At 62.4% G+C, this 23,069-nt stretch carries 22 protein-coding genes and 1 tRNA gene; 1 reads left to right on the plus strand and 22 read right to left on the minus strand.

What is annotated here, in order from left to right:
- Positions 1–71 precede the first annotated feature (71 nt).
- From ACCQ07_RS13010 to ACCQ07_RS13070, 13 genes are all read right to left on the minus strand, one after another.
- Positions 72–533: a cupin domain-containing protein gene (locus tag ACCQ07_RS13010; protein ID WP_008574552.1), complete on the minus strand. Its 462-nt coding sequence runs from the start codon at positions 531–533 to the stop codon at positions 72–74.
- A 34-nt stretch (positions 534–567) separates the two neighbouring features.
- Positions 568–1,362 (minus strand): WecB/TagA/CpsF family glycosyltransferase, encoded by a 795-nt coding sequence (locus tag ACCQ07_RS13015; RefSeq protein ID WP_057682174.1) that lies wholly within the window; start codon positions 1,360–1,362, stop codon positions 568–570.
- A 4-nt stretch (positions 1,363–1,366) separates the two neighbouring features.
- Entirely contained in the window at positions 1,367–2,161 is a 795-nt protein-coding gene (locus tag ACCQ07_RS13020) for a polysaccharide pyruvyl transferase family protein (protein WP_014090472.1), read from the minus strand.
- Between the two features lie 36 nt (positions 2,162–2,197).
- On the minus strand, positions 2,198–3,394 hold the full coding sequence (locus ACCQ07_RS13025; RefSeq protein WP_011347895.1) for a GumK N-terminal domain-containing glycosyltransferase: 1,197 nt from the start codon (positions 3,392–3,394) through the stop codon (positions 2,198–2,200).
- Positions 3,395–3,457: 63 nt separating this feature from the next.
- Positions 3,458–4,948 carry a lipopolysaccharide biosynthesis protein gene (locus ACCQ07_RS13030; protein WP_014090474.1) on the minus strand — a complete coding sequence of 497 codons (1,491 nt, stop codon included), beginning with the start codon at positions 4,946–4,948 and terminating at the stop codon, positions 3,458–3,460.
- Positions 4,949–4,965: 17 nt separating this feature from the next.
- Positions 4,966–6,015 (minus strand): glycosyltransferase, encoded by a 1,050-nt coding sequence (locus tag ACCQ07_RS13035; protein WP_011347897.1) that lies wholly within the window; start codon positions 6,013–6,015, stop codon positions 4,966–4,968.
- Positions 6,012–7,154 carry a glycosyltransferase family 4 protein gene (locus tag ACCQ07_RS13040; protein ID WP_057682176.1) on the minus strand — a complete coding sequence of 381 codons (1,143 nt, stop codon included), beginning with the start codon at positions 7,152–7,154 and terminating at the stop codon, positions 6,012–6,014. Before ACCQ07_RS13040 ends, ACCQ07_RS13035 begins: the two co-directional genes overlap by 4 nt.
- A gap of 64 nt (positions 7,155–7,218) precedes the next feature.
- Positions 7,219–8,307 (minus strand): acyltransferase family protein, encoded by a 1,089-nt coding sequence (locus ACCQ07_RS13045; protein ID WP_057682185.1) that lies wholly within the window; start codon positions 8,305–8,307, stop codon positions 7,219–7,221.
- A 13-nt stretch (positions 8,308–8,320) separates the two neighbouring features.
- The gene (locus ACCQ07_RS13050) at positions 8,321–9,415 is read right to left on the minus strand and encodes an acyltransferase family protein (RefSeq protein WP_372363380.1); all 1,095 of its coding nucleotides are present in this window, start codon (positions 9,413–9,415) and stop codon (positions 8,321–8,323) included.
- Positions 9,412–10,701 (minus strand): hypothetical protein, encoded by a 1,290-nt coding sequence (locus ACCQ07_RS13055; protein WP_050541577.1) that lies wholly within the window; start codon positions 10,699–10,701, stop codon positions 9,412–9,414. The genes ACCQ07_RS13050 and ACCQ07_RS13055 overlap by 4 nt, the downstream gene beginning before the upstream one ends.
- A 94-nt stretch (positions 10,702–10,795) precedes the next feature.
- The gene (locus ACCQ07_RS13060) at positions 10,796–12,250 is read right to left on the minus strand and encodes an undecaprenyl-phosphate glucose phosphotransferase (protein ID WP_005920304.1); all 1,455 of its coding nucleotides are present in this window, start codon (positions 12,248–12,250) and stop codon (positions 10,796–10,798) included.
- 243 nt (positions 12,251–12,493) lie between these two features.
- Entirely contained in the window at positions 12,494–13,933 is a 1,440-nt protein-coding gene (locus tag ACCQ07_RS13065; RefSeq protein WP_029819711.1) for a GumC family protein, read from the minus strand.
- The gene (locus tag ACCQ07_RS13070) at positions 13,915–14,613 is read right to left on the minus strand and encodes a polysaccharide biosynthesis/export family protein (RefSeq protein WP_005914015.1); all 699 of its coding nucleotides are present in this window, start codon (positions 14,611–14,613) and stop codon (positions 13,915–13,917) included. Before ACCQ07_RS13070 ends, ACCQ07_RS13065 begins: the two co-directional genes overlap by 19 nt.
- On the opposite strand from ACCQ07_RS13070, the gene ACCQ07_RS13075 reads away from it, so the two are divergent.
- The gene (locus tag ACCQ07_RS13075; RefSeq protein ID WP_165794859.1) at positions 14,522–14,854 is read left to right on the plus strand and encodes a hypothetical protein; all 333 of its coding nucleotides are present in this window, start codon (positions 14,522–14,524) and stop codon (positions 14,852–14,854) included. The genes ACCQ07_RS13070 and ACCQ07_RS13075 overlap by 92 nt on opposite strands.
- Before the next feature lie 229 nt (positions 14,855–15,083).
- Here ACCQ07_RS13075 and ACCQ07_RS13080 read toward each other — a convergent pair.
- From ACCQ07_RS13080 to thrS, 9 genes are all read right to left on the minus strand, one after another.
- Positions 15,084–15,160, minus strand: a tRNA-Pro gene (locus ACCQ07_RS13080).
- 61 nt (positions 15,161–15,221) lie between these two features.
- The gene (locus tag ACCQ07_RS13085; protein ID WP_005995911.1) at positions 15,222–15,578 is read right to left on the minus strand and encodes a MerR family transcriptional regulator; all 357 of its coding nucleotides are present in this window, start codon (positions 15,576–15,578) and stop codon (positions 15,222–15,224) included.
- Complete coding sequence (locus ACCQ07_RS13090; RefSeq protein ID WP_002811076.1) at positions 15,559–15,858, minus strand: integration host factor subunit alpha; 300 nt, start codon at positions 15,856–15,858, stop codon at positions 15,559–15,561. Before ACCQ07_RS13090 ends, ACCQ07_RS13085 begins: the two co-directional genes overlap by 20 nt.
- A gap of 21 nt (positions 15,859–15,879) precedes the next feature.
- Positions 15,880–18,258 (minus strand): phenylalanine--tRNA ligase subunit beta, encoded by a 2,379-nt coding sequence (pheT, locus tag ACCQ07_RS13095; protein WP_218505757.1) that lies wholly within the window; start codon positions 18,256–18,258, stop codon positions 15,880–15,882.
- A 126-nt stretch (positions 18,259–18,384) separates the two neighbouring features.
- The gene (gene pheS / locus ACCQ07_RS13100) at positions 18,385–19,380 is read right to left on the minus strand and encodes a phenylalanine--tRNA ligase subunit alpha (protein WP_372363381.1); all 996 of its coding nucleotides are present in this window, start codon (positions 19,378–19,380) and stop codon (positions 18,385–18,387) included.
- Between the two features lie 253 nt (positions 19,381–19,633).
- A complete protein-coding gene (rplT, locus tag ACCQ07_RS13105) occupies positions 19,634–19,993 on the minus strand; it encodes a 50S ribosomal protein L20 (RefSeq protein ID WP_003484828.1) in 360 nt (119 codons plus the stop codon).
- 10 nt (positions 19,994–20,003) lie between these two features.
- Positions 20,004–20,201, minus strand: a complete 198-nt coding sequence (rpmI, locus tag ACCQ07_RS13110; RefSeq protein ID WP_002811096.1) for a 50S ribosomal protein L35 — start codon at positions 20,199–20,201, stop codon at positions 20,004–20,006.
- A gap of 246 nt (positions 20,202–20,447) precedes the next feature.
- Positions 20,448–20,990: a translation initiation factor IF-3 gene (gene infC, locus ACCQ07_RS13115; RefSeq protein WP_077708941.1), complete on the minus strand. Its 543-nt coding sequence runs from the start codon at positions 20,988–20,990 to the stop codon at positions 20,448–20,450.
- A gap of 48 nt (positions 20,991–21,038) precedes the next feature.
- Positions 21,039–22,943 (minus strand): threonine--tRNA ligase, encoded by a 1,905-nt coding sequence (gene thrS / locus ACCQ07_RS13120; RefSeq protein ID WP_014090481.1) that lies wholly within the window; start codon positions 22,941–22,943, stop codon positions 21,039–21,041.
- Between the last annotated feature and the right edge of the window lie 126 nt (positions 22,944–23,069).

Here is a 23,069-nt window from a genome sequence, read left to right on the forward strand (position 1 = left end):
AGGCGGACAGTACGCCAAGCCGGCAGCAGCCGCGTTAGGGAAGCGTTCGGACGCGCAAGCGCGGTCGATGATCAGCGTGGCAGCAGCGTCGCCAGGCGTGCGGCCAGCGGCGAGGCCTTGTCGAGCAACGCAAAGCCTTCCCAGACGAATCCCGGCGATACCGTGCAGCCCACCAGGGTGAAATCGCCGAGCGAGCGCGCCGCTTGCCAGCAGCCTGCCGGCACCACATGCATCGGCTCGCCGCGTTCGGCGGCATCCACGATCACACGCTGCACTTGTTCGGTACAGGTGTCATAGATCAGCAGTTCCAAGGCATCGCCCAGCTGCCAATGCCAGGTTTCTTCCGCATCCACGCGGTGCCACGCACTGCATTCGCCGGCACTCAGCAAAAAACGGATGGCGGTCATTGCCGGGCGGGTCTGGCCGTTGTCGGTCACCTGGCGCGCAGAGGCATGGATGCGGCGGTAGTGCCCGCCTTCCGGATGCGGGGCGAGGTCCAGCGAGCGGATCAGGGCGGCGGCGGTCGGGTGCATGCAGGCATGCTAGGCCAGACACGCCTGCGCTGCATCAGGGCAGCTGCTTTCCCGCGCGCAAGCAGGTGCGGAAGAACACCAACAAATCCCAGCTATAGCGCTTGAGCAAACGGCGTGGCTCGTTGAGCAGCCGATACATCCACTCCATGTGCAGGCCTCGCACCCACTCGGGCGCACGCTTTGCGGTACCGGACAAGAAATCGAGCAATGCGCCCACCCCGAACACCAGCGGCACGCTCAGCACATGGCTGTGGTCCAGGATCCAGCGCTCCTGCAGCGGATTGCCGAACGCCACCAGCAGCACATTGGCACCGGAACGATTGATGCGCTCGGCCAGGCCCTCGCCCGCCGCCGCAAATTCGCCATAACCATCGCACATGCCGACCACCTGCTGCCCCAAGGTCCCGGTCAGCGTCGCCGCAGCGGTCTTGCCCACACCCGGACGGCCGCCCAGCAGAAAGAATTTCAGCGGTTGCGCACTCTCACGGCACAGATACGGAATCAGGTCGGTGCCATTGAGGTTGCCGGCAAAGCGGCGGCCGTGGATCAGCCGCGCAGCCAGATCCATGCCGATCCCGTCGTTGACGATGCGCACGCTGGGCTCGCGCATGCGCGTCCGCAGCGCCTGGCATTGCACGATGAAATTGGTATTGGCAAAGAACACCCGTCGCGGCTGACGGGCGGCCAGCGCGTGGAATAGATCCAACGCAAAGGCTTCCTGCGTGGTGGACAGGACCGGAAAGCCGCCCAACGGAATCACCACACCCGGCGGCGTGGTTCCGCTGGCAATCCCCGTTGTTTCCACATCCACGCGCTGGCCCTGCATCATCGAATCACCAAAGGTCGTAAGGGAAGGCAGCCAACAGCCCGGCCTGCAGCTTTTCCAGATCGAAATCGCCGTTGCCGCCCAGTTGCAGACACTCCTCCACGCTGTTGCCGGAATGCCATTGCATACGCCCGGTGCCGTTGTAGTAGTCGTCGTACTTGAAGCGATCTTCGCCATTGCCCCAATCCAGATACACCGCCGGGATGCCATAGGCTTCGGCAAGGATCAAGCCGTGGAGCGAGCTGCTGATCACCAACTCGGCGCCAAGCAACGCGCTCATGAAGGTTGCGGGCTTGACGTTGGGAAAGACCAAGTGATCCTTGTACGCGCTGTACTTTTCAACCGGCTCGTTGAAGTGCGGAACGATGGCGAACGGGCGCTTGTTGATCGTACCGAGCGCATCGGCCGGGAAGAACATCGGCGTCAGCAGCCCGGGATCGCCATACACTTCCGGCACTGCGATGCCGCGATCGAGCAGAAACTTGCGCGTCTTCGGCCCACGCACTGCACGGACATCGAGCGTACTGAAGGTGTTGCGCTCGGCAGGAATCTTGCCGTTGATGCCACTACCCCAGACGGTATCGCCGTCTTTGGCGAAGTGCAGTACCGAACCGATCGCGATCAGCTTCTTGCTCAGATCCTGCTTCTCGATCAGCGTCTTGTCCTGCAGGGACAGCACGCAGGAGACGATCACCTTGGACAGGTGATCTCCCATATTCACGCCAGCGTTCTTGGGCTGCCACCAGAACAGCGCACGACGTTCTGCATGTTCTATCCATTTCTGCAGCAAGGCGTTGGCCATAACGTGTGAGTCTCCTAAAGAAAAAATGTGCGCGCATCAATGCGAGAGCGCAGCCTCCGACGAGGCATGCACCGCTGCGCTTTGCTGTGGATACAAACGGGTTTCCGGATACGCACTGGGATCCAGCACGCGATCGGTGGTGTCGGACCAATTCAGGCACTGGCGATAACGCACGCGCGGTGCTTCCAGGGCGCGGCCGATTGCTGCAACGACAGAATCGGCGTTCCCCGGAGTGTAGCCGAAACGCGACTGATACGGCCCCACCACGGCGTTCGGGCACACCGCAGGCAAGCCGAAAAAGTCGTATTGCAGCAACTTCATCGAACTGTCGGCCAGGTAGACCGGCACTTGCTCGGAAGCATACGGCGCAATCCCGAACCGCGCGTGCTTGATATAGCCAATGGTCTCGGCGTGTTTCATCTCGCCATAGACCACCACGTTATCGCCGTAGCCCGGATGCCGGCCCATGCCCGAACCGATCACATGAAACGTCACCTGCGGGAACGCCTTGCTGGCAACGACGAAGAATTCGGGATCGAACAACATCGAACCGACCGCCACTGCGTGGATGCCCTCCCCGTACGGCGACGGGTCGCCGAGTTGATCCAGGTTGTGATCCACGCCATGGCCAACGTGATAGACATTGTCGCGGCTGGCGATCTCCTCTGCCATTGCCGGCGATACCAGTGCAATCACATCGAGCTTGGGCGCCACGCGGTCGAACTCGCGCTCGATATACGACGCAACATTGATCGTGCTCAATCCGTCCGACGCGCGATAGACCAGCTTGGCTGCAGGATTGACGCGCTTGGCCAGCTCGATGAAAGCGACCGCAATGCCGCTTTCGAACACGATCACATCCGCCTCGCGCATCCAGTCGAGCAACTGGCGCGGCGGATGCGCAGCATACCAACGGAACATCGCATCCTCGACCGACCGCAACCATGGACGACGCGTATTGAACGGATGCACCGTCGTGCGCCACAGGTAGCAGTCGACGCCCTTGTGCGAGACGACCTTGTTCGCGGTTTCGTCGAGCGGCAGCCGCATATCGCCCTTCATGCGCGACAACCGGCTGTAACGCAGCGAGAAGAACCGCGTGGTCCCGCGCAACGCCAGTTGATCGGTGATGAAGTGGATATTGGCGCGCCGCGGCGTGCGGTAATCGTGGGCGGACAAGACCAGATAGCAAGGCCGGCGGATGCCGGAAGCGGCGGCGGGTGTGTCGCTCATGGGCCGTGTCCTATGAATGAGTGAGAGAAAGCATGACCGACTGCAGGCGAAGACAATGTCGACTCATCGACGTGCCTTGGCCTGCGTCAGCAGCTTGCGGATGTTGATGATGGCAATCACATCGCGACGGAATGCAGGCCAGATCGCCAAGGCAAGCAGGCAAACGGCAAGCATCGTCACTGCGCCGACAGCCAGTTGCTCCCACAGCGGGCCGCCAACCGTCATGGAGGCGTAATACGCACAGCCACCTGCCACGCCGTAGGCGACCATGGCGCGCAGCGCATTGGTGAACAGGGCTCCGACCGGCGCGTCTGAAATCTTGCCGATCCACAGCAGCGACAGCGGCCAGGTCAACAACAGACCGAACGAATAGCCGATCGCCACCCCCATTGCGCCCCAGCGCGAGCCGACGAAGATGCAGGCAATCAGCAGGACGCGACTGACCAGCGAATACACCAGCTGCGCGCGCATCAGTCCCCGCGCAAGGAACACCCAATACGTTGCATAAGCGGCCGTCTGGAAGATACCGCCCAGTGTCAGCACCTGGAACAGCGGCACCGCCTCACGCCACTGCTCGCCCAGCACCAGCACAATCAGCGGCATCGCCAGCGCGCAGGCGAACGCAAACAGCGCAAAGATCAGGTGCACCATCACGGTCTGCCCGCGCAACAGAAAGGCACTGAAGCGCTCGCGGTCGTCCTGCAGCTGCGACAACACCGGCAGCGCCACGCTGGTGGCAGGCGCATTGATCTGGTTCAACGGCATCATCAACAACTGGAATGCGCGGTTGTACAAGCCCAGCGCGTCCGGTCCGGTCCGCCAACCGATGATGACCTGGCCCACGTTGCGACTGGCATACCCCAGCAACTGCGCCGCCATCAGGTTCCAGCCGAAACTCATGAAATCGCGCATCGGTGCAGAACGCTGGTAGCCACCCGGCAACCAGCGCGCGCAGCTGGCGGCGATGATGAAATTGACGCCGGCCTGCACCACCTGCTGTACCACCAGCGCCCAGTAGCCCCAGCCCAGCAGCGCAGCAGCAACCGCTGCGCCCAGACCGAGCACCTGCGAGCCCACATCGCTCAGCGCCACCTGCCCGAAGCGCAGCCCGCGGCTCAGATGCGCGCGGTACTGCGTGGTCATGCCGTTGATCAGGAAGGTGACCGCCAGCGCCTGGGAAATCGTCACCAGGGCCGGCTCCTTGTAGAAGTTCGCAATCAGATGCGCCGAGGCGAACACCACCAGCGACAGCAGCAGGCCAATGCCGCTGTTGATCCAGAACAGGTTGTCGCGCTGCTCGCGGCTCACTTGCTTGGCTTGCACAGCCGCGGCCGACAGACCGAAATCGCGCAGGATCTCGGCGGCGCCGACGATGGCGGTCACCATCGCCATCAGACCGTAGTCGTAGGGCGTCAGCAAGCGCGCCAACAGGATGATGCCGCCGAACTGCACCACCATCTTGGCCGACTGCCCCAGCATGGTCACCGCTGCGCCGCCGGCAGCGCGCGACCCCAGGCTGCGCTGTGGCGGTGGCGGCGGTGTGGAAGATGTCATCGTAGGTGTCTCTGCGGTCACAGCGCGGCGTCTCCATCCTTGCCCAACGCTTCCAGATAGGTGCGGTAATGCAACTGCCCGATCCGCGGCCAGTCGCGCTGCGACAGATCCGGTGCCGGGCCGCGTGGCGCAGCACGCACCTTGTCCAGCATGCCGGTCAGCAGCGCGGCATCGAACTCGCCTTTATACAGGAACACCCAACCGGGGCCGACTTCCTCGGCGATGGCCGCGTTGGATTCGCTCCACGGCGCCAGCACCGGGCGCGCCAGCGACAACGCCAGCAGCAAGGTGCCGGAGTTATGCATCTGCCGATACGGCAACACCACCAGTTCGGCCGCGCTGACTTCGCGCGCCAGCACCGGCTCTTCCACGTAGGCCAGCAATGCGCTGATCCGCGGATCCTGCGCGCAGGCGTCCTCCACCAAGCTGCGCATCTGCGGCGTGGCCGGGTTGCCGACGATACGCAGGTTGAGACGCGCATCGTCGACCTCGCGCATGACCTCGATCAAGGTTTCCACGCCTTTGTACGGGCGGATCAGACCGAAGTGCAGCAGCCGTCCGGGCACCGTGTTGCCCTGCTCCATGGTCGCGAACCAGTCGCGATAATGGCCGTGCAGAATCGTATCGGTGAACGGCGGACGTGGCGGCGTGGTCGCATTGATGCGAATCCAGCGCCGCGTCAGCCGGTCGATCCAGCGCAGCAGGCTACGTTCGCGCCAGCCGCGGTCCTCATGAGGCGCAAGATTGTGCAAGGTGCGCACCACCGGCGTGCCGGTCAGCTGCAGCTTGAGCAACAACAACGCAGCGCAGGCCTGCTTGGCCAACGTGCCGGCAGCGGTCGGATGGCGCAGCAGGTATTCGGGCCAATGAAGATGCAACACGTCGTAACGCGACAGCAATGCATCGCGCATCGAAAAGAAGCGCGGATGCACTGCGGCAGGCAGCGCGTCGTAGAGCTGGGTCAGGTACGGGTTAGTGTTGGCATTGGGCTTTTCAGTGGAAAACAGCACCGTCACCTGCGGCTGCGTTGCCGCATGCGTCATTGACGCAGGAGCAAGCGCGCTCATCGCACAGCCTCCTGCACGCGCGGAATGCCCAACGCATCGTGGTATTCGTCGACGTAGCGCCCGACCACATGCTTCCAGTCATAGCGGCTCACATAGGCCATGGACACCGCGCGACGGGTGTCGAAATCGCTGTCGGACTGCAACGCAAGCGCCTGCACCTGATCTGCCGCCGCTTCGATTCTGTCGCGGCTGACGATCACGCCCTGCCCCGATTCGCTGGCGAGCCGCACGAATGGCGGGATATCGCTGAGGATCGGAATCAAGCCCGCACTCATTGCCTCCACTGCCGCGATACCAAAGCCTTCATGCCGCGACAGGCACACGAAGAACTGCGCCTGCTGCATCAATGCGCGCAATTGCTCCTGCGAGGGCGACATGCTCAGCTGCACCTTCTCCTGCAGCCCGCGTTGGGCAATTGCCTTGCGCAGATCCGCTTCGTTCAGATCGTACTCGCGGCCGGCAATGATCAGCCGCCAGTGCGGGTCGCGCTTGAGCGCTGCCTGCAACAGCTCCAGGGTTTCGATCAGCCCCTTGTTGACCGACCACCGGCCGAAATACAGCATGGTCCGGCCGGGCGCGGTCGCTCCCTGCCCTGCATATTTTTCTACATCCACCCCGTTTTCGATCACCCGCAGCCGCGCCGGTGCCACCACCCTGGCGAACAGATCGCCATCGTTTTCGCTGGTGGCGATCACCCGTGCATAGGCCAGCGCCGAGGTGCGCGTGAGCGTCTGGAACCACAGCTGCTTCATGCGCGATGCGTAGGCGGTATGGAAAAAACCGCCGTGCGTGGACACCACCATCGGCTTGCCGTGCAGCGGCTTGGTCAATGCCAGATAGTCGTAAAAAAAGTCGATGCCATGCAGATGCACAACGTCGGCCGAACGAATCGCGCCGAGCACCGAGGGCGCCAGCGGGTAGCGCGACGAGCCGCGATAGCCAATCCGCCGGATCGGCAGCCCTTGGTGCGTGTCCTGCGCCGCAAGCCGCGCACCGGGATCGGTGAACACACGATCCAGCGTCACGACCTCGACCGTATCGGCGCTCGTGGCCTGATGTTGGCGGGCAACATTGAGAACGACCTCTTCCATGCCCCCGATCGAAGGATGGAATTGGCGGACGACATGCACCACTTTCATTACGCCACTCTCCTTTGCCAGCGGCGCGCACTCAGTTGCTGCGACGGCTGATTCTGAAAACTCGTCATTTGCGTTTCAACCCCAACATCCACGGTGCGACCGGCACCAGCACCGCGCGCATCGGCACGCTGACAGCAATCGCGAACGCGCTCAGCCCCAACGCCCAGGCAGGTGTACCGATTGCGCTACGTGCGATCAGGCCCGTACGCGCCACCACGCTGGTGGCCACCAAGAAAACCAGGGTATGCGTGCACAGAATCAGCAAGGTATTGCTACCGATCCATTGCACCCAGCGCAGACGCCGAATGAAATAAGCGACGCAAAACGTCATCGCCGTCCCGAGCAGACTGGCCAGCAGGAAGACGGCCGCCGACTGCCCGAACTGCAGGTTGTTCACGTCCACCTGCCCGTTCCATCCCGCCAGCCACCACCACAGTGCAGCCAACGGCAACAAGGCAAGCGCCCACACCTGCGCGCGCAATGATCGCAACGCATCGGCAAAGCGCGATAGCCAACCGCCGACTGCAATGAAAAACAGCGCCACCGGCAGCACATCCAGCGCGAGCGGCAAGCGCTGCTGCAGCGAAGGGAACCAGCCCGCCCACGCCAACGCGATCGGCAGGCTGATCGCCGCCACTGCGGCCGCACTCAATCGCGCACGCAACGCAATGTAGGCCAGCGTCGTGACAAAGAGCGCTGGCAGAAACCACAGCGCCGGAAGCACATACAGGCGTGACCCGTTGGCCCACAGCAATCCCGTCAGCGGGTGCCACCACGGGCGTATCTGCGGATGACCTGCATGCCCATCGATCGCAGCAGTCAACAACCACAGCGCATAGGCCACCATGAAAAAAGCGAGATACGGCACCAGCAGCGTGCGCGCCAGCTTCGCGACGGATGCCCCCGTCAATGCCCGATGCCCGAATCGCTCGCCAACCCAACCCGACAACACAAAAAACAACGGCACATGGAAGCTGTAGGCGAACAGCTTGTACGCTGGCGGCATGCCGCTGGCATGGCCCAGCACCACCAGCGCGATGGCCAACGCTTTGGCGGCGTCGATCTGCCAGTCACGCGTCGGCGCAGGTGCCGTTCTGGCGTCCGCCGAGTGATGCGCACGCGCAGCGTGCGGTGACGAGGATGTGCCTGTCATGCCAAGGCGCCGCTCATGCCGCCACCCGGCGCGCACCCAGCGCCCACGGGGCGAAGCGCATCAGGATCCAACGTAGCGGCACGCTGGCGGCCAATGCGAACAGCGTGACAAAGACCGCCCAACCCAGCCCCGGACGCGCCCCACCGAATCCACCAGCCAAGGCAGCAACACCGGAGAGCACGAAGAACACCAACATATGCGTACAAAGAATCAGCAAGGTATTGCGGCCGATCCACTGCAGCCACGCCCAGCTCTGTACCAGCCGCGCCGCGCAGATCACCATCAACGAACCAAGCAACGCGCTAACCAGGAACAGCGCGTGGTTACGTCCGAATTCGAGCATGTTGACGTCGATTCGCCCATTGGCGACAGCCAGCCAGGCCACCGCCAATCCCAACACGACCGTCGCCAGGGCGCTGCCGGCCAAGGATGTCGGCAGGCGTGGCGAAACGTGGATCAGCAAGGCGCCCAATGCGTAAAAGCACAGCGACACCGGTAGCACATCCAAACCGAAAAAAATCCGCACGTGCTGTGTCGGGAACCAGTTCATCCAGAACCACGCCACGATCAATGCCAGCCCCGCGATCAGGATCGGCGCCAGCAGGCGGCGCAAGACCGTGTAACTCACCACGGTCACCAACATGACGGGCAAGAACCACAGCGGAGGCTGCACATACAGGTCCGGGCCGATGCCGGTGAACATCGACACGATCGGCTCCCACCACGGGTGACTTCCCCAGCGCGCAGCCTTTTCGCCGATATTGCGGGTCAATAGCCAATAGGCATAGCCAAGCAGATAGAAGGTGACGTACGGCAGCAGCAAGCTGCGTACATGCCTGCCGACTGAGCGCCTGTCCAGCCCAGTCGTGGTCGACGCATAACCCGCTGCCAACCAGCCTGATACCAGGAAAAACAGCGGCACATGGAAGCTATAGGCGAACAAGGTCATGCCATGTGGGACGCCCTTGGCATGACAGAACACCACCAACAGGATCGCAATGGCCTTGGTGGCGTCGATGCGCGGGTCGCGGACGCGACCGCCTGTTGCAACCTGCGCGTCGGCGGCCGGCAAAGCCGACGGCGATGCCGGCATTGCCGACACGCTCATCGTGCTGCTCCCGCAGGCAATGGCAACTGCGCGCCATCTGCCGTTGGATCGTCCTTGATCAAGGCGGTTTGCGCGTCGGACGCAGACCAGGTCGGCAGCATGTGCCACATGCAACCGCAGACAAACCACCACAATGCCGATGTCTTGATCGAGAAGTAACCGTTGGAGACAAGCAGGCTCAAGGCGAACGCAAAGATCGCCAGGTTCTTGAACAGCTGCCCTTCCTTGCTCGGCATCAGCAGCAGGAACGAATAGGCCAGCAGGAAGGCCAGCACGCCCACGATCGATTGCGATGCGATGAAGTACGAAATGCCACTATCGAAGTAACGATACGCCTGCGCAAAATCCAGCCCCATCCAGGATTCGAACGACAGGTTATTCATCGAATAAACGGTGAAGAACACGCGCCCCATCGTGGTGTCCTGGTATGCGGTGATGCCCGTGACCCAGACCAGCAGCCATGCGCTCATGATCACCAGCAGGAACACCAGGAAGGCCAGCCGCTGATCCAACCGTTTCAATAGCGGCGTCAGCAGCACCATCAAGACACAGGTACCCGCCGCCAATCGTCCGTCTGAGGCCACGATCATGAAACCGATCAACCCCACCGACAGGATCAGCGCCGCCGGTCGCATCCAACGCCAGAACACCAGCACGATCGCGGTGAAGAAGCAGATGTAATTACCCATCGTCACCGGCTCGATGAACATCGAAGAGGCGCGCGGCAGATTGGAACCCGGCAGGAAGTTACGCTCGCCCGGCCGTGTTGCGCTGACGAACAGATTACTGTCTTCGTTCCAAAAGCCTTCGGCGCTCATGCCGCGCGCGTTGACGAAGAAGCTCTTCGGATTAATCAGATCGCCGTATTTGACTGGCATCGCCAGCTCGAATGCGGCAACCAGTGAGACGATGATGGTCATGCGGATGAACAGCTTGGGCACCGAGCCCGTGTAGGCAGAGCCAAGCACGACGAAGGCGAACACCACCAGCGCGTCGCGGAAGAACTTGGGGTCGATCTGCCAGTTCACCAAAAACCGCACGAACATCAGCGTGACGATCAACCCGAGCCCGCTGACGATCAGGGCAATGCGCTTGCGGCTCAACGAACCCATGCCAAGCAGGAAGCACGCCGCGTAGACCATGAATTCGACCGCGTAGGTGATTACCGGTCGCACGGTGAACACGTTCGCGTTGATGAACGCCAGCACCAGGTTATAGCCCACGCCGACCAGCAACGTGAGCTCGATCAGCAGGTTATGCCAGCGCACGCGAGTTTCCTCGCTCATTCGAATCAGCATGCAGATGCCCGCTTGAAAGGAGCGGCTGCAATGCAGCCGCCCGCGGCGCCGAACGCGCCTGCTCGCACGCTCCCCACCATCATCAGTACGCGGTCTTCTGTCCGAGCACGCGCACAGCGGTCAGCACGATGATGCGGATGTCCAGCCACAACGACCAACGGCGGATGTAATCGAGGTCGTACTGGATACGCTTCTTCATCGTCCGCAGTTCCGGGGTTTCGCCACGGAAGCCGTTCACCTGCGCCCAACCGGTGATGCCAGGCTTGACGTAGTGACGCTGCATGTAGTGGTTGATCAGCTTTTCGTAGTGCGTGTTGTGCTGCGCAGCGTGCGGGCGCGGCCCGACGATCGACATGCTGCCACCCAGCACGTTGAAGATCTGCGGCAATTCGTCCAAGCTGCTACGACGCAGGAATGCACCGAAACGGGTAATACGTGCGTCATTCTTGGTCGCCTGCTGGATCGTCGTGCCATGGTCGTCGTGCACACGCATCGAGCGGAACTTGAACATGTAGAACTCGCGGCCACCCAGGCCATGACGGCGCTGGCGGAAGAACACCGGGCCGGGCGAGCTCAACTTGACGCCCACGGCAATGGCGGCCATCAGCGGCCACAGGCCAAGCAGCGCGATCACGGCCAGGATCTTGTCCTGCAACGCCTTGGCCACCACGAAATAATTGTCGCGGTCCACCCCGCCCTGGCGCAGATTGATCACCGGCACGTTGCCGATCTGTTCGCCAGACTGATTGAGCAGACCGAAATCGAACAGGTCAGGCACCAGCTTGACGTTGATCGGGTAACGATCCAGGCGCTGCAACAGCTGCTTGATGTGGTCGCGTTCGCCCAGCGGCAGCGAGATCCACACCTGCTCGACCTGGTTTTCCTTCAGATAATCGATCAACGCGTCCGGCTCGCCCAGGCACGGCAATGACTGACGCTGTTCGGTCACAGCAATGTCGTAAGGAGTGCGAAAATAACCGACCAGGTTCATGCCGACCCACGAGTTACGGCTCAGGTAGTGGTTGATTTTCATCACCGGGTGACGCAGTCCCACCACCACCACGCGTTGCACGTCCACGCCCTGGGTACGCAGATGGTTGAGGAAGCCGCGCAGCACCGTGCGTGCCGCCACCAGCGAGGCCAGGCCACCGACGAACCACAAGCCGATCCAACCGCGCGACACCTGCTCGCCCACCTGCACGATCAGCGCATGCACGGCAAACAGCGCGAACACACCGCCGAATGCGCCGCCCAGCACCATCAGTTCGCTCAACAGTCCACGGCCGCGCCAGCTGCGGTACAACGGGAACAACGCAAAGCAGATCACCGAGTACAGCAGCGTGGTGGCGATCGCCAGCCGATACGGCGCGGCCGGCACCCAGGAGCCAAACACGATGCGATAAGCGACCAGACCGGACACCACAACCATGGTCAGGTCGAAGACGCGCAGAACCAGATCGGCCGCAGCCGAATATTTGGACAACAATCGCGGCGAGGAAGTCGTGTAAGTCGCGCTACTCAAGTCTGCCAAAAGCATGGGGATGTCCTCCAAACTCGATACGACGCATGCGGGGGAACATACGAATCGCACGCGAGCTTTCAATCATCTCCGCCAAGCGATCACCGCGGTAGAACCTACCGACCCCAGATCACTCGACAGCCCTTTGTTTCAACAGAGACAAACTTTCAAACGAAGGAGCCCGAAACATACGGGATCCCACCTTTTCCACGCTGAATCAGTTGTCACTTTAATTAACCATCGTTTTGCAACATCACGATGTCAGTTCGGCCGCGTTTCCTGCACATTGACGCGCAGGAAGTACCGCACCAGAGCCACGGCCAAACCTAGGAATACGCCAAAGATCAGGCCCAACGCGAGGTTCAATTTCAGTTTCGGCGAAGTCTTCGACGTAGGCACATCTGCGGTATCGACGATGGTCACGTTGTTGGCGCCGACATTGCCCGCCACACCGATTTCCTTGTAGCGCTGAAGCAGCGCATCGTAGAGCTGACGGTTGGTGTCGACGTCGCGCTTGAGCATGTTGTAACGAATGCTGCGGCTCTGCAGATCCAGCTCGTTGTTCCGCAAGCCGGCGATGCGCTCGTTGAGCAACTGCTCCTGATGCACCGACGCATCGTAGGTCGCCTTCAGCGACTGGCGCACGTTGATGACCTCGCCATTGATCTGCCGGCGCGACTCTTCGATTTGCGCCTTCAGACGCTGCATTTCCGGGTAGTCCGGCTTGAAGGTCGACAGCTTCTGCTGGTACTCGGTGGTGAGACGCACCTGCTCGCTCCGCAGGCTCTGGATCAACGGACTGCTGAGCACCTGAGGCAACGACATGCCATCGCCACTGGATGCCTGACGCCAGGCGGCCTCGGCCTTGATACGGGCGTCCTGCGCAGAAGCCAGCAAGGCGTTGAGATCGGTCAGGTTCTGCGCCGGCAACGAGGGCTTGTCGTCGCCCACCGACACAATCTGCTCGTCGGTGGAGTATGCGACCAGCGACTTCTCCGAATCTTCGACCTTGCTGCGCAACTGCTCCAGTCGCTCGGCAAGGAACTTGGTCGCGAACGAGGACGCCTTCATGCGGCGTTCCTGCGTACTGATGATGAACATCTTCGCGTAAGTGTTGGCGATCTTGGCCGACAGCACGGGGTCCGGCGAATCGTAGTTGACGTAGACCAGGCGCGAATTGAGGATGGGTTCGACCACCAGGCCGGCCAGCAACGTATCGGTGAGGCTGCGCTCGATGATCGCCTGACGCGAATCAACCGATTTGCCTGCTTCGGGATTCTTCGCTGCGGCCTTCTCCAGTGCCTCGTCCACCTGGTCCTTGAACGCCGGCTCCTTGTCGAGCTTGGCTTCGCGGATCACTGCACGTGCCAGTGAACGGCTCTGCAGCAGCTGATACTGGGTCTGGTAGAAATCGCGATCCTGCGGCGACTCCACCGGCATCAGGTTGTCGACGTTCACCACGTTCAGCGAATCGCGTTCGATCTGCAGCGTGCTGGTCGCGCGGTACTTCTCCGGCATCAGCAGCGTGATGGCCAGCGCCAGCAGCAATGCGCCCAGTGCGATTGCGATAATCAACCAACGCTGCGACACCAGGGCGCGCCAGTAGTCGAGCAACCCCACATCGGCGAGTTCGAGATGCCCGTGACGCTGCGACGAAGAGGAACGATTGTCGGAATTCATGCTCATCGGTAAGCGCGCCACACCATCACAAGAGGAGTCAGTTCCAGCATGGTGCGCAACCACACGCGCGCATCCGAGCGGTACACCACCACGATGTCGCCGCCGTAAATCTCAGGATCGGGGTTGGTTCCCTTCTCGATTTCGGTCAGGTCGAACCGCGCGAGCATCTTTTGCCCATTGACCATGCGGAACACGATGACATTGCCGCGGCTGGCGACCGTGCTCACGCCCTTGGCCTGCGCGATGGCTTGCTGCAAGGTCAGGTTGGCCCCGATCACCGGATAAATGCCCGGCTCGTCGACCGCTCCGGTCACGGTGACGCGACGGCCGTTGGATTCCTGCACGAACACCGACACCTGCGGATTTTGCAGGTAGCCGTTGCGGTACCGGTCGGCCACCATCTTTTCCAGCTCGCCGACGCCCATGCCGGCCGCATTTACGTCGCCAATGAGCGGCAACGAAATGTGGCCGTTCTGATCGATACGGACCTGCCGTTCCAGATCGTCGATCTGGAACACCTTGACCAGCAGCAGGTCGCCTGGCGAGAGCCGATACTCGGGCTGCACTGCGGACATTGCGAGCGGGTCAGGCAGTGGCAACGAGGTCGCCATGTCCTTACCGGTGCTGCAAGCGCCCAGTGTTATCGAGCAGATCAACGCCAGGCTGAGCGCTTGGCAAAATCGTCCGATCAGTTTCTTCATGCGTGTGGCTGGCTGCCTCGGTTGGGTGGGACAGGAGCTCGCGCAGCATTCAACCGGCCAAACACGCCAGCACGAACGTACGACAGAGGATTCATCCCGGGACATCGGGATCACGACAGGTAAGGCGTGTTGCACTGCACTATGGCACAGAAAAATCGCACCGCAAGAGACCGCACGCCATTTTTTTGACAGCGTTGGCCTATTGATTCAAGTTCGTCGATATCGCGTTAACGAACCGTGATCCACGTTTGAATCTGGAGAAAATGTTTCGGAGTGTTTTCGGACACTTAGCATCATTGCGTGATCCAAGTCCATAGCGAACCGGACCGCAAAAAGCGGGCGCTAGCGCGCCGTTCATGCTGCACCGCGATATGCCGATATGCGTATTCGCCCAGGCCGTCGCGGACACAAAAATGCAATGTTGCGACGCAACAAAAAAGCCCATGACCTGACGTCATGGGCTCGTTATTTGGTCGGGGTAGCCGGATTCGAACCGACGACCACTAGTCCCCCAGACTAGTGCGCTACCAGGCTGCGCTATACCCCGAAGATGCTGCGCTCCGCCGCGAGGGCGGCCTGCGATTATAGCGGCTTTGTGAAACGTTTTCCTAGCGGCGCAGCAGTTGCAGGACTTCTTCCAGCTCCATCCGCACCTGCTTGATGATCTGATTGCTCAGCGCCGACTCGCTCTTGGCGCCATCGCCCTCCAGACGCAAGCGCGCACCGCCGATGGTATAGCCCTGTTCGTACAGCAACCCGCGGATCTGACGCACCATCAGCACGTCATGTCGCTGGTAGTAGCGCCGGTTCCCGCGCCGCTTGACCGGCTCCAGGCTGGGAAACTCGGTTTCCCAATAGCGCAGCACATGCGGCTTGACGTCGCATAGCTCGCTGACCTCACCAATGGTGAAATAGCGCTTGGCCGGGATCGGCGGTAGCTCGCGATTACTGCCCGGATCCAGCATAAGCCTCCACCCGTTCCTTGAGTTTTTGGCCGGGGCGGAACGTCACCACCGTCCGTGCCGAGATCGGAATTTCTTCGCCGGTCTTGGGATTGCGACCGGGCCGTTGGTTCTTTCGCCGCAGATCGAAGTTGCCGAAACCCGACAGCTTCACCTGACGGCCCTGCTCCAGCGCATCGCGCAGCACATCGAAGAACGCGTCGACAAATTCCTTTGCCTCACGCTTGTTCAGACCGACCTCGTCGAACAGACGTTCGGCCATCTCCGCTTTCGTCAATGCCATGCCAATCCCCTGGTTACCGCCTCAACTCCGGATCCGGGCGCGATGCTCGCGCTCGATCACGGCCACCACGTCGGTGACGACCGCATCGACGTCCCGGTCGGTGAGAGTGCGCGAGTTATCCTGCAAAATCAAGCCCATAGCCAGACTCTTGAAACCTGGCTCGACCCCCTGCCCGACATAGCGGTCGAACAATTGCACCTCACGCAACAATGGCCCGACCGTAGTGCGCACGCTGGCCGACACTGCCGCCCAGCTCACCTCGTCGGGCACCAGGAAGGCCAGATCGCGGCGCACCGAGGGGAACCGCGACAGCTCGCCGGCGCGCGGCAGGGCCCGCTGGACCAAGGGCATCAGCTGCAACTCGAACGCGATCACGTCCACGTCGATGTCCAGCGCCTTGGCCAGACGCGGATGTACCTGCCCGATCCAGCCGATACAGACGCCGTCGCGATAGATATCGGCCGACCGGCCCGGGTGTCCGAACGGCTGCGTCGACGGCTGGAACTCCAGCTGCGCGCCGCTGGCCGCAGCCAGCGCGATCAAGTCGCCCTTCAAATCGTGGAAATCCACCTTGCGCGCTGGCTCGCCCCACTGCAACGCCAGCGCATCGCCGCACACCGCCGCGGCAACGTGCTGCGACTCTCCGGGTGCCGCACCGGCATCGGCCGCAGCTGCGAACACCTTGCCCAGCTCGAACAAGCGCACCCGCCCAGCCTGGCGTGCAGCATTGCGGCCCAACGTGGCGACCAGGCCCGGCAACAGGCGCGGACGCATGATCGCCAACTCCGCACTGAGCGGGTTGGCCAGCGGCACCAGGCCTTCGGTAAGCTGCCAACGCTCCAGCAAGGCCGCATCGACGAAGGCGTAATTGATGGTTTCCTGCAGCTCGCGCGCCACCAGCTGGCGCCGCACGCTGAGCTCGTCCAGCTGGGTTTCGCTCGGCATCGCGATGCGACTGGCGCCACCAGGCAGCGTGGTCGGCACCCGGTCGTACCCGTGGATACGCGCCAGCTCTTCAATGAGATCTTCTTCGATGGCGATGTCGAAGCGACGGCTCGGGGCCATCACCTCCCAGCCTTCGGCAACCGCTTCGACGTGCATGCCGAGCGCCCGCAGCATGCGCACGACGTCGGCATCGTCGATCTGAATACCGAGCACGCGTGCAATGCGCGCACGGCGCAAGCGGATGCGCGCCGGCTGCGGCAGATGCTCCGGCAGCTGCGCATGCACCACCGGGCCAGGCGTACCGCCGGCCAGTTCCAGCACCAGGCGCGTCGCCACTTCAATCGCCTGCGGCGGCAGTGCCGGATCCACGCCACGCTCGAAACGGTGCCCGGCATCGGTATGCAGGCCGAGTTTGCGGCCACGGCCCATGATGGCCTCAGGGGCGAAGTACGCCGACTCCAGGAACACATTGCGGGTGGTATCGGTGACGCGTGTGTCCAGCCCGCCCATCAAGCCGGCCAATGCAACCGGACGCCCGGCATCGGTGATGGTCAGAAAACTCTCGTCCAACGTGACCTGGCGACCGTCCAGCAGCACCAACTGTTCGCCAACGCGGGAATGGCGCACGCCGATCGGGCCTTGCAGCGTGTCTAGGTCGAACGCGTGCATCGGCTGTCCCAGCTCCAGCATCACGTACTGGGTGATGTCCACCAGCAACGACACCGGACGCACGCCGCTGCGGCGCAGCCGCTCGGCCAGCCACACCGGCGTCTTGGCGGACGGGTCGATTCCTTCGATCACACGACCGCAATAGCGCGGCGCATCCTTACCGGCGTCCAGTTCCACTGCCAGCGTGCGCGTGGACACCGGCGCCACCATGCCGGCGTCGAACGCCACCACTTCGCTGGCGCACGCGGCGGCCACGTCGAAGGCGATGCCGCGTACGCTGAAGCAATCGGCACGGTTGGGCGTGAGCTTGATCTCGATGCTGGCATCGGGCAGCCCCAGATACTCGGCCAGCGCCTGCCCCACCGGCGCATCGTCGGGCAACTCGAACAGACCCGACGCATCGCTGTCCAGTCCGAGCTCCTTGGCCGAACACAACATGCCGTTGGACGCCACACCGCGCAGCTTGGCCGCAGTGATCGTCAGCTCGCCGATCTTCGCACCGACCAGCGCCAACGGCGCCACCAGACCCGCACGCGCATTCGGCGCGCCACACACGATCTGCAGCAACTCGCCCTGCCCGGCATCGACGCTGCAAACCTGCAGACGATCGGCTTCGGGATGACGCACCGCTTCGACGATACGCGCCACCACCACCTGACCAAGCGACTCGCCCAGCGGCGTGACTTCTTCGACTTCCAGACCGATCGCCGTCAGCGTCGCGGCCAGTTCATCGCGCGTGGCCTGGATCGGAACGTGGCTGCGCAGCCAATTTTCAGAGAATTTCATGAGAGGCCGGGAATCGAGAATTGGGAATGGGGAATCGCAAGAGCAGGGTTGCCGGGCCTTCGGAACCGGACCGATGGAGCCAATGGCTCTTGCGATTCCCGATTCCCAATTCCCGACTCCCCGCCGTCAAGCAAACTGCCGAAGAAAACGCACATCGTTCTCGAAGAACGCGCGCAGGTCGTTGACGCCATAGCGCAGCATCGCGAAGCGCTCCACGCCCAGGCCGAAGGCGAAGCCGGTGTAGCGCACAGGGTCGATGCCGACGCTGCGCAGCACATTCGGGTGCACCATGCCGCAGCCCAGCACTTCCAGCCAGCGCGTGCTGCCGTCGGGCTGCTGCCAGGCGATATCCACTTCCGCGCCCGGCTCCACGAACGGGAAATAGCTGGGGCGGAAGCGCATTTCGAAATCGCGCTCGAAGAACGCACGCACGAACTCGGACAAGGTGCCCTTGAGGTCGGCGAAATTGGAATGCTCGTCCACCAACAGGCCTTCGACCTGATGGAACATCGGCGAGTGGGTCTGATCCGAATCGGAGCGGTACACCTTGCCGGCCGCGATCATGCGCAGCGGCGGTTTGTGCGCGTCCATGTAACGCACCTGCACGCCTGAAGTATGTGTGCGCAGCAGGCGTCCGTCGCCGAAATAGAACGTGTCGTGCATCGCGCGCGCCGGGTGGTGCGGCGGAAAGTTCAGGGCTTCGAAGTTGTGCCAGTCGTCCTCGATCTCCGGGCCGTCCGACAGCTCGTAGCCGAGCCGCGCGAAGATTTCGACGATGCGCTCCAGCGTGCGTGTCACCGGGTGCAGACCACCGCGTTCGCTTCGACGCCCCGGCAAGGTGACGTCGATGCGTTCACCGGCAAGACGGGCATCCAGCGCGGCGGTTTCCAGCGTGTGCTTGCGCTCGGCCAGCGCTGCAGTCAGCGCGTCGCGCGACAGGTTGATCGCCTCGCCAGCCGCCTTGCGTTGCTCTGCCGGCAACGTCCCGAGCTGCTTGAGCTGGGCAGTGATGCTGCCGCTCTTGCCCAGCAATGCGACACGCAAGGCTTCCAGTTGGTCCGGCGTCTGCGCCGCGGCAACATCGGCCAGCGCGCGCTCGGTCAGGGATTGAATCTCACTCATTGCACTTGCGCCTCAACTGCTAGCCGAACGGTGTTTCCGGATACACCGGAACGCATTGTCACTGCATTGACCTGTCATCGCCCACTTGGCGACTTCGCTAAAACGCAAAAGGGGAAGGACTCGCGCCCTTCCCCCTGCATCTCTGCGTTTCACGCATCGAAAGCATCCGCACCGAGGTGTGACTACTGACGATGACTCGCTTCTGTCAAAAGTCCGCACATGGATGTGCGGGCTCTTGCAGAGGGACCTGCATTTACGCCGCCAGCGCGCCCTTTGCCTTCTCGGCCAGCGCGGCAAAACCGGCGGCGTCGTGCACGGCGATATCGGCCAGTACCTTACGGTCCAGGGTGATGCCAGCCTTGAGCAGGCCATTCATGAAACGGCTGTAGCTCAAGCCGTTGATGCGGGCAGCCGCATTGATGCGGGTGATCCACAGCGAACGGAAATTACGCTTCTTCTGCTTACGGCCAATGTAGGCGTACTGCTGCGCCTTGATGACCGCCTGCTTGGCAACGCGGAAGACCTTGCGGCGAGCGTTGTAGTAGCCCTTCGCCAGGGTCAGAATTTTCTTGTGGCGGCGGCGCGCCTGCACACCACGCTTTACTCGTGCCATGGTTCAGTCCTCAGAGATAGGGAAGCATACGATCGAGACGGCCTGCGTCCTCGGCACGGACGTGGTTCGTCTGCCGCAGGTTGCGCTTCCGCTTGGTCGCTTTCTTCGTGAGGATGTGGCTACGGTTTGCGTGGCCGCACTTGTACTTGCCGGAGGCGGTCTTGCGGAAACGCTTGGCCGCCGCCCGGTTGGTCTTGATCTTGGGCATTGCAATGTCCTTGATGGTGTTTTGTCACTGACACGGGCGGCAGTCTTGCGACCACGCTTTCCATCCTTGCCCTTGCCTGCTTGTAAGTCCTTGATCGAACACGATCCGGACAGGTCCTGGTGCCGCTTGCACGGCGCCCCGATAAAACCGGGCCGCGCAGTCTACCCCTTGCCGGGAATTGTTGCAAATCGTGGAGCTTGCACTGCAACAAACCTGTCGGGCCCGTTGCAGTGCCGAATCGGATCCTCAGACCTTCTTCTTGGGCGCGATCATCATGACCATCTGGCGCCCTTCCAGGCGCGGACGCGACTCGATGACGATGTCGTCGCCCAGATCGGCCTCGATCCGCGCCGCCATCTCGCGGCCCAGCTCCTGATGGCTCATTTCACGGCCACGGAAGCGGATATTGACCTTGACCTTGTCGCCCTCTTCCAGGAAACGGCGCATGTTGCGCAGCTTGATCTGGTAGTCACCCTCGTCGGTGACCGGGCGGAACTTGAGTTCCTTGATCTCGACCTGCTTGGTCTTCTTCTTGGCCTCGTTGGCCTTTTTCTGCTGCTCGAACTTGAACTTGCCGAAATCCATGATCTTGCAGACCGGCGGATCGGCCTGCGGCTGGATTTCGACCAGATCCAGGCCTTCTTCTTCGGCCTTGGCGAGCGCTTCGTCGCGCGACAACACGCCGACCATCTCTCCGTCACTGCCGATCACGCGAACGCGCGGCACACGGATTTCTTGGTTCTTGCGGTTCTGTTTGTTGTCAGGGGTACTGATATTGCAATCTCCCAGAGGAATCGAACCGGCGCATCCGGATCATCCAGACCGGCCGGGGTTGGCTCACGCTGCCTGCTCTGCCTGCAGACGTTCGATGAAGGCCGAGACCGTCATGGTCCCAAGGTCCTCGCCTGAACGGGTCCGCACGGCGACAGCGCCATTTTCCTTCTCGCGGTCGCCGACCACGAGCAGATATGGCACGCGTTGCAGCGTATGCTCGCGAATCTTATAACCGATCTTCTCGTTACGCAAATCTGCGCTGACACGGAAGCCTTGATTTGCAAGGGTTTTCCGCACCGAGTCGACATATTCAGCCTGAGCATCGGTGATGTTGGCGACAACGACCTGCACCGGGGCCAGCCAGGACGGGAAGGCACCGGCGTGGTGTTCGATCAAAATGCCGATGAAACGCTCCATCGAGCCGACGATGGCCCGGTGCAGCATGACCGGATGCTTCTTCTGGCTGTTCTCGTCCACGTACTCGGCGCCGAGGCGGCCCGGCATCATGAAGTCGACCTGCATGGTGCCCAGCTGCCAGGTGCGGCCGATGGCGTCTTTGAGGTGGTACTCGATCTTGGGGCCGTAGAAGGCACCCTCGCCCGGCAGCTCCTGCCATTCCACCCCGCACACGCCCAGCGCGCTGCGTAGCGCAGCTTCGGCCTTGTCCCAGGTGGCATCGTCGCCCAGGCGCTTTTCCGGACGCAGCGCGATCTTGATCTGGATGTCGTCGAAGCCGAACGCGGTATAGACCGCCAGCGCCTGCCGGTGGAAGGCGGTGACTTCGGATTCGATCTGCGATTCCAGGCAGAACACGTGCCCGTCGTCCTGGGTGAAGCCGCGCACGCGCAGGATGCCGTGCAGCGCGCCGGAAGGCTCGTTGCGGTGGCAGGCGCCGAACTCGCCGTAGCGGATCGGCAGGTCGCGGTAGCTGTGCAGGCCCTGGTTGAACACCTGCACGTGGCCGGGGCAGTTCATCGGCTTGACCGCGTAGGTGCGCTTCTCCGACTCGGTGAAGAACATCGCGTCCTGGTAGTTGTCCCAGTGGCCGGATTTCTGCCACAGCGACACGTCCAGGATCTGCGGGCAGCGCACTTCGCCGTAGCCGCTGTCGCGGTAGACCTTGCGCATGTACTGCTCGACCACCTGCCACAGCGACCAGCCCTTGGGGTGCCAGAACACCAAGCCGGGCGCTTCTTCCTGCAGGTGGAACAGGTCCTGCGCCTTGCCGATGCGGCGATGGTCGCGCTTGTCGGCTTCTTCCATGCGCAGGATGTAGGCATCCAGCTGTTTCTTGTCGGCCCAGGCGGTGCCGTAGATGCGCTGCAGCTGCTCGTTCTTGGCATCGCCGCGCCAGTAGGCGCCGGAGATGCGGGTCAGCTTGAAGGCCTTGAGGAAGCGCGTGTTGGGCACGTGCGGGCCGCGGCACATGTCCACGTATTCCTGGTGGTAGTACAGGCCCATCGCGGTGATGTCCTCGGACATGTCCTCGATCAGGCGCAGCTTGTACTCTTCGCCGCGCTGGGCGAAGACCTCGATCACCTCGGCGCGCGGGGTGACCTTCTTGATCACGTCGTAGTCCTGCGCGATCAATTCCTGCATGCGCTGCTCGATCGCGGCCATGTCGTCCGGCGTGAACGGGCGTTCGCTGTAGATGTCGTAATAGAAGCCTTCGGCGATGACCGGGCCGATCACCATCTTGACCTCCGGGTACAGCTGCTTGACCGCATGCCCGACCAGATGGGCGCAGGAGTGGCGGATGATCTCCACGCCTTCGGCGTCCTTGGCGGTGATGATGCGCAGACTAGCGTCATGGTCGATGACGTCGCTGGCATCGACCAGCTGGCCGTCGACCTGGCCGGCGATGGTGGCCTTGGCCAGGCCGGCGCCGATCGACTGGGCGACCTGCATGACCGAGACGGGGGATTCGAATTCGCGGCGGCTGCCGTCGGGGAGCGTGATGTTGATCATGGGCAAGAATGAGGTCTGGTCTGGCTGCAGCGGTCGGCTGCCATGGGAGATCTGGCCATCGCTGGTCAGGCTCGGAGGGGAATGCGGGACGAGAGGCAAGACAGCGCCATGCAGGCGCTCTGCGCG

Origin of the sequence: Xanthomonas sp. NCPPB 3583 (assembly GCF_041475715.2) — a bacterium.
Lineage (GTDB): Bacteria > Pseudomonadota > Gammaproteobacteria > Xanthomonadales > Xanthomonadaceae > Xanthomonas > Xanthomonas euvesicatoria.

Bases quoted from the DNA above. Each gene is read 5' to 3' on its own strand.
- ACCQ07_RS13060 (WP_005920304.1), bottom strand. From the start codon at position 12,250: ATGCTTTTGGCAGACTTGAGTAGCGCGACTTACACGACTTCCTCGCCG.
- thrS (WP_014090481.1), bottom strand. From the start codon at position 22,943: ATGATCAACATCACGCTCCCCGACGGCAGCCGCCGCGAATTCGAATCC.
- ACCQ07_RS13050 (WP_372363380.1), bottom strand. From the start codon at position 9,415: ATGAGCGTGTCGGCAATGCCGGCATCGCCGTCGGCTTTGCCGGCCGCC.
- ACCQ07_RS13020 (WP_014090472.1), bottom strand. From the start codon at position 2,161: ATGGCCAACGCCTTGCTGCAGAAATGGATAGAACATGCAGAACGTCGT.
- ACCQ07_RS13090 (WP_002811076.1), bottom strand. From the start codon at position 15,858: ATGGCATTGACGAAAGCGGAGATGGCCGAACGTCTGTTCGACGAGGTC.
- pheT (WP_218505757.1), bottom strand. From the start codon at position 18,258: ATGAAATTCTCTGAAAATTGGCTGCGCAGCCACGTTCCGATCCAGGCC.
- ACCQ07_RS13075 (WP_165794859.1), top strand. From the start codon at position 14,522: ATGTCCTTACCGGTGCTGCAAGCGCCCAGTGTTATCGAGCAGATCAAC.
- ACCQ07_RS13010 (WP_008574552.1), bottom strand. From the start codon at position 533: ATGCACCCGACCGCCGCCGCCCTGATCCGCTCGCTGGACCTCGCCCCG.
- ACCQ07_RS13035 (WP_011347897.1), bottom strand. From the start codon at position 6,015: ATGAGCGCGCTTGCTCCTGCGTCAATGACGCATGCGGCAACGCAGCCG.
- rplT (WP_003484828.1), bottom strand. From the start codon at position 19,993: ATGGCACGAGTAAAGCGTGGTGTGCAGGCGCGCCGCCGCCACAAGAAA.
- ACCQ07_RS13070 (WP_005914015.1), bottom strand. From the start codon at position 14,613: ATGAAGAAACTGATCGGACGATTTTGCCAAGCGCTCAGCCTGGCGTTG.
- ACCQ07_RS13085 (WP_005995911.1), bottom strand. From the start codon at position 15,578: ATGCTGGATCCGGGCAGTAATCGCGAGCTACCGCCGATCCCGGCCAAG.
- ACCQ07_RS13055 (WP_050541577.1), bottom strand. From the start codon at position 10,701: ATGAGCGAGGAAACTCGCGTGCGCTGGCATAACCTGCTGATCGAGCTC.
- ACCQ07_RS13030 (WP_014090474.1), bottom strand. From the start codon at position 4,948: ATGACATCTTCCACACCGCCGCCACCGCCACAGCGCAGCCTGGGGTCG.
- pheS (WP_372363381.1), bottom strand. From the start codon at position 19,380: ATGAGTGAGATTCAATCCCTGACCGAGCGCGCGCTGGCCGATGTTGCC.
- ACCQ07_RS13040 (WP_057682176.1), bottom strand. From the start codon at position 7,154: ATGAAAGTGGTGCATGTCGTCCGCCAATTCCATCCTTCGATCGGGGGC.
- ACCQ07_RS13015 (WP_057682174.1), bottom strand. From the start codon at position 1,362: ATGATGCAGGGCCAGCGCGTGGATGTGGAAACAACGGGGATTGCCAGC.
- rpmI (WP_002811096.1), bottom strand. From the start codon at position 20,201: ATGCCCAAGATCAAGACCAACCGGGCGGCGGCCAAGCGTTTCCGCAAG.
- ACCQ07_RS13025 (WP_011347895.1), bottom strand. From the start codon at position 3,394: ATGAGCGACACACCCGCCGCCGCTTCCGGCATCCGCCGGCCTTGCTAT.
- ACCQ07_RS13045 (WP_057682185.1), bottom strand. From the start codon at position 8,307: ATGACAGGCACATCCTCGTCACCGCACGCTGCGCGTGCGCATCACTCG.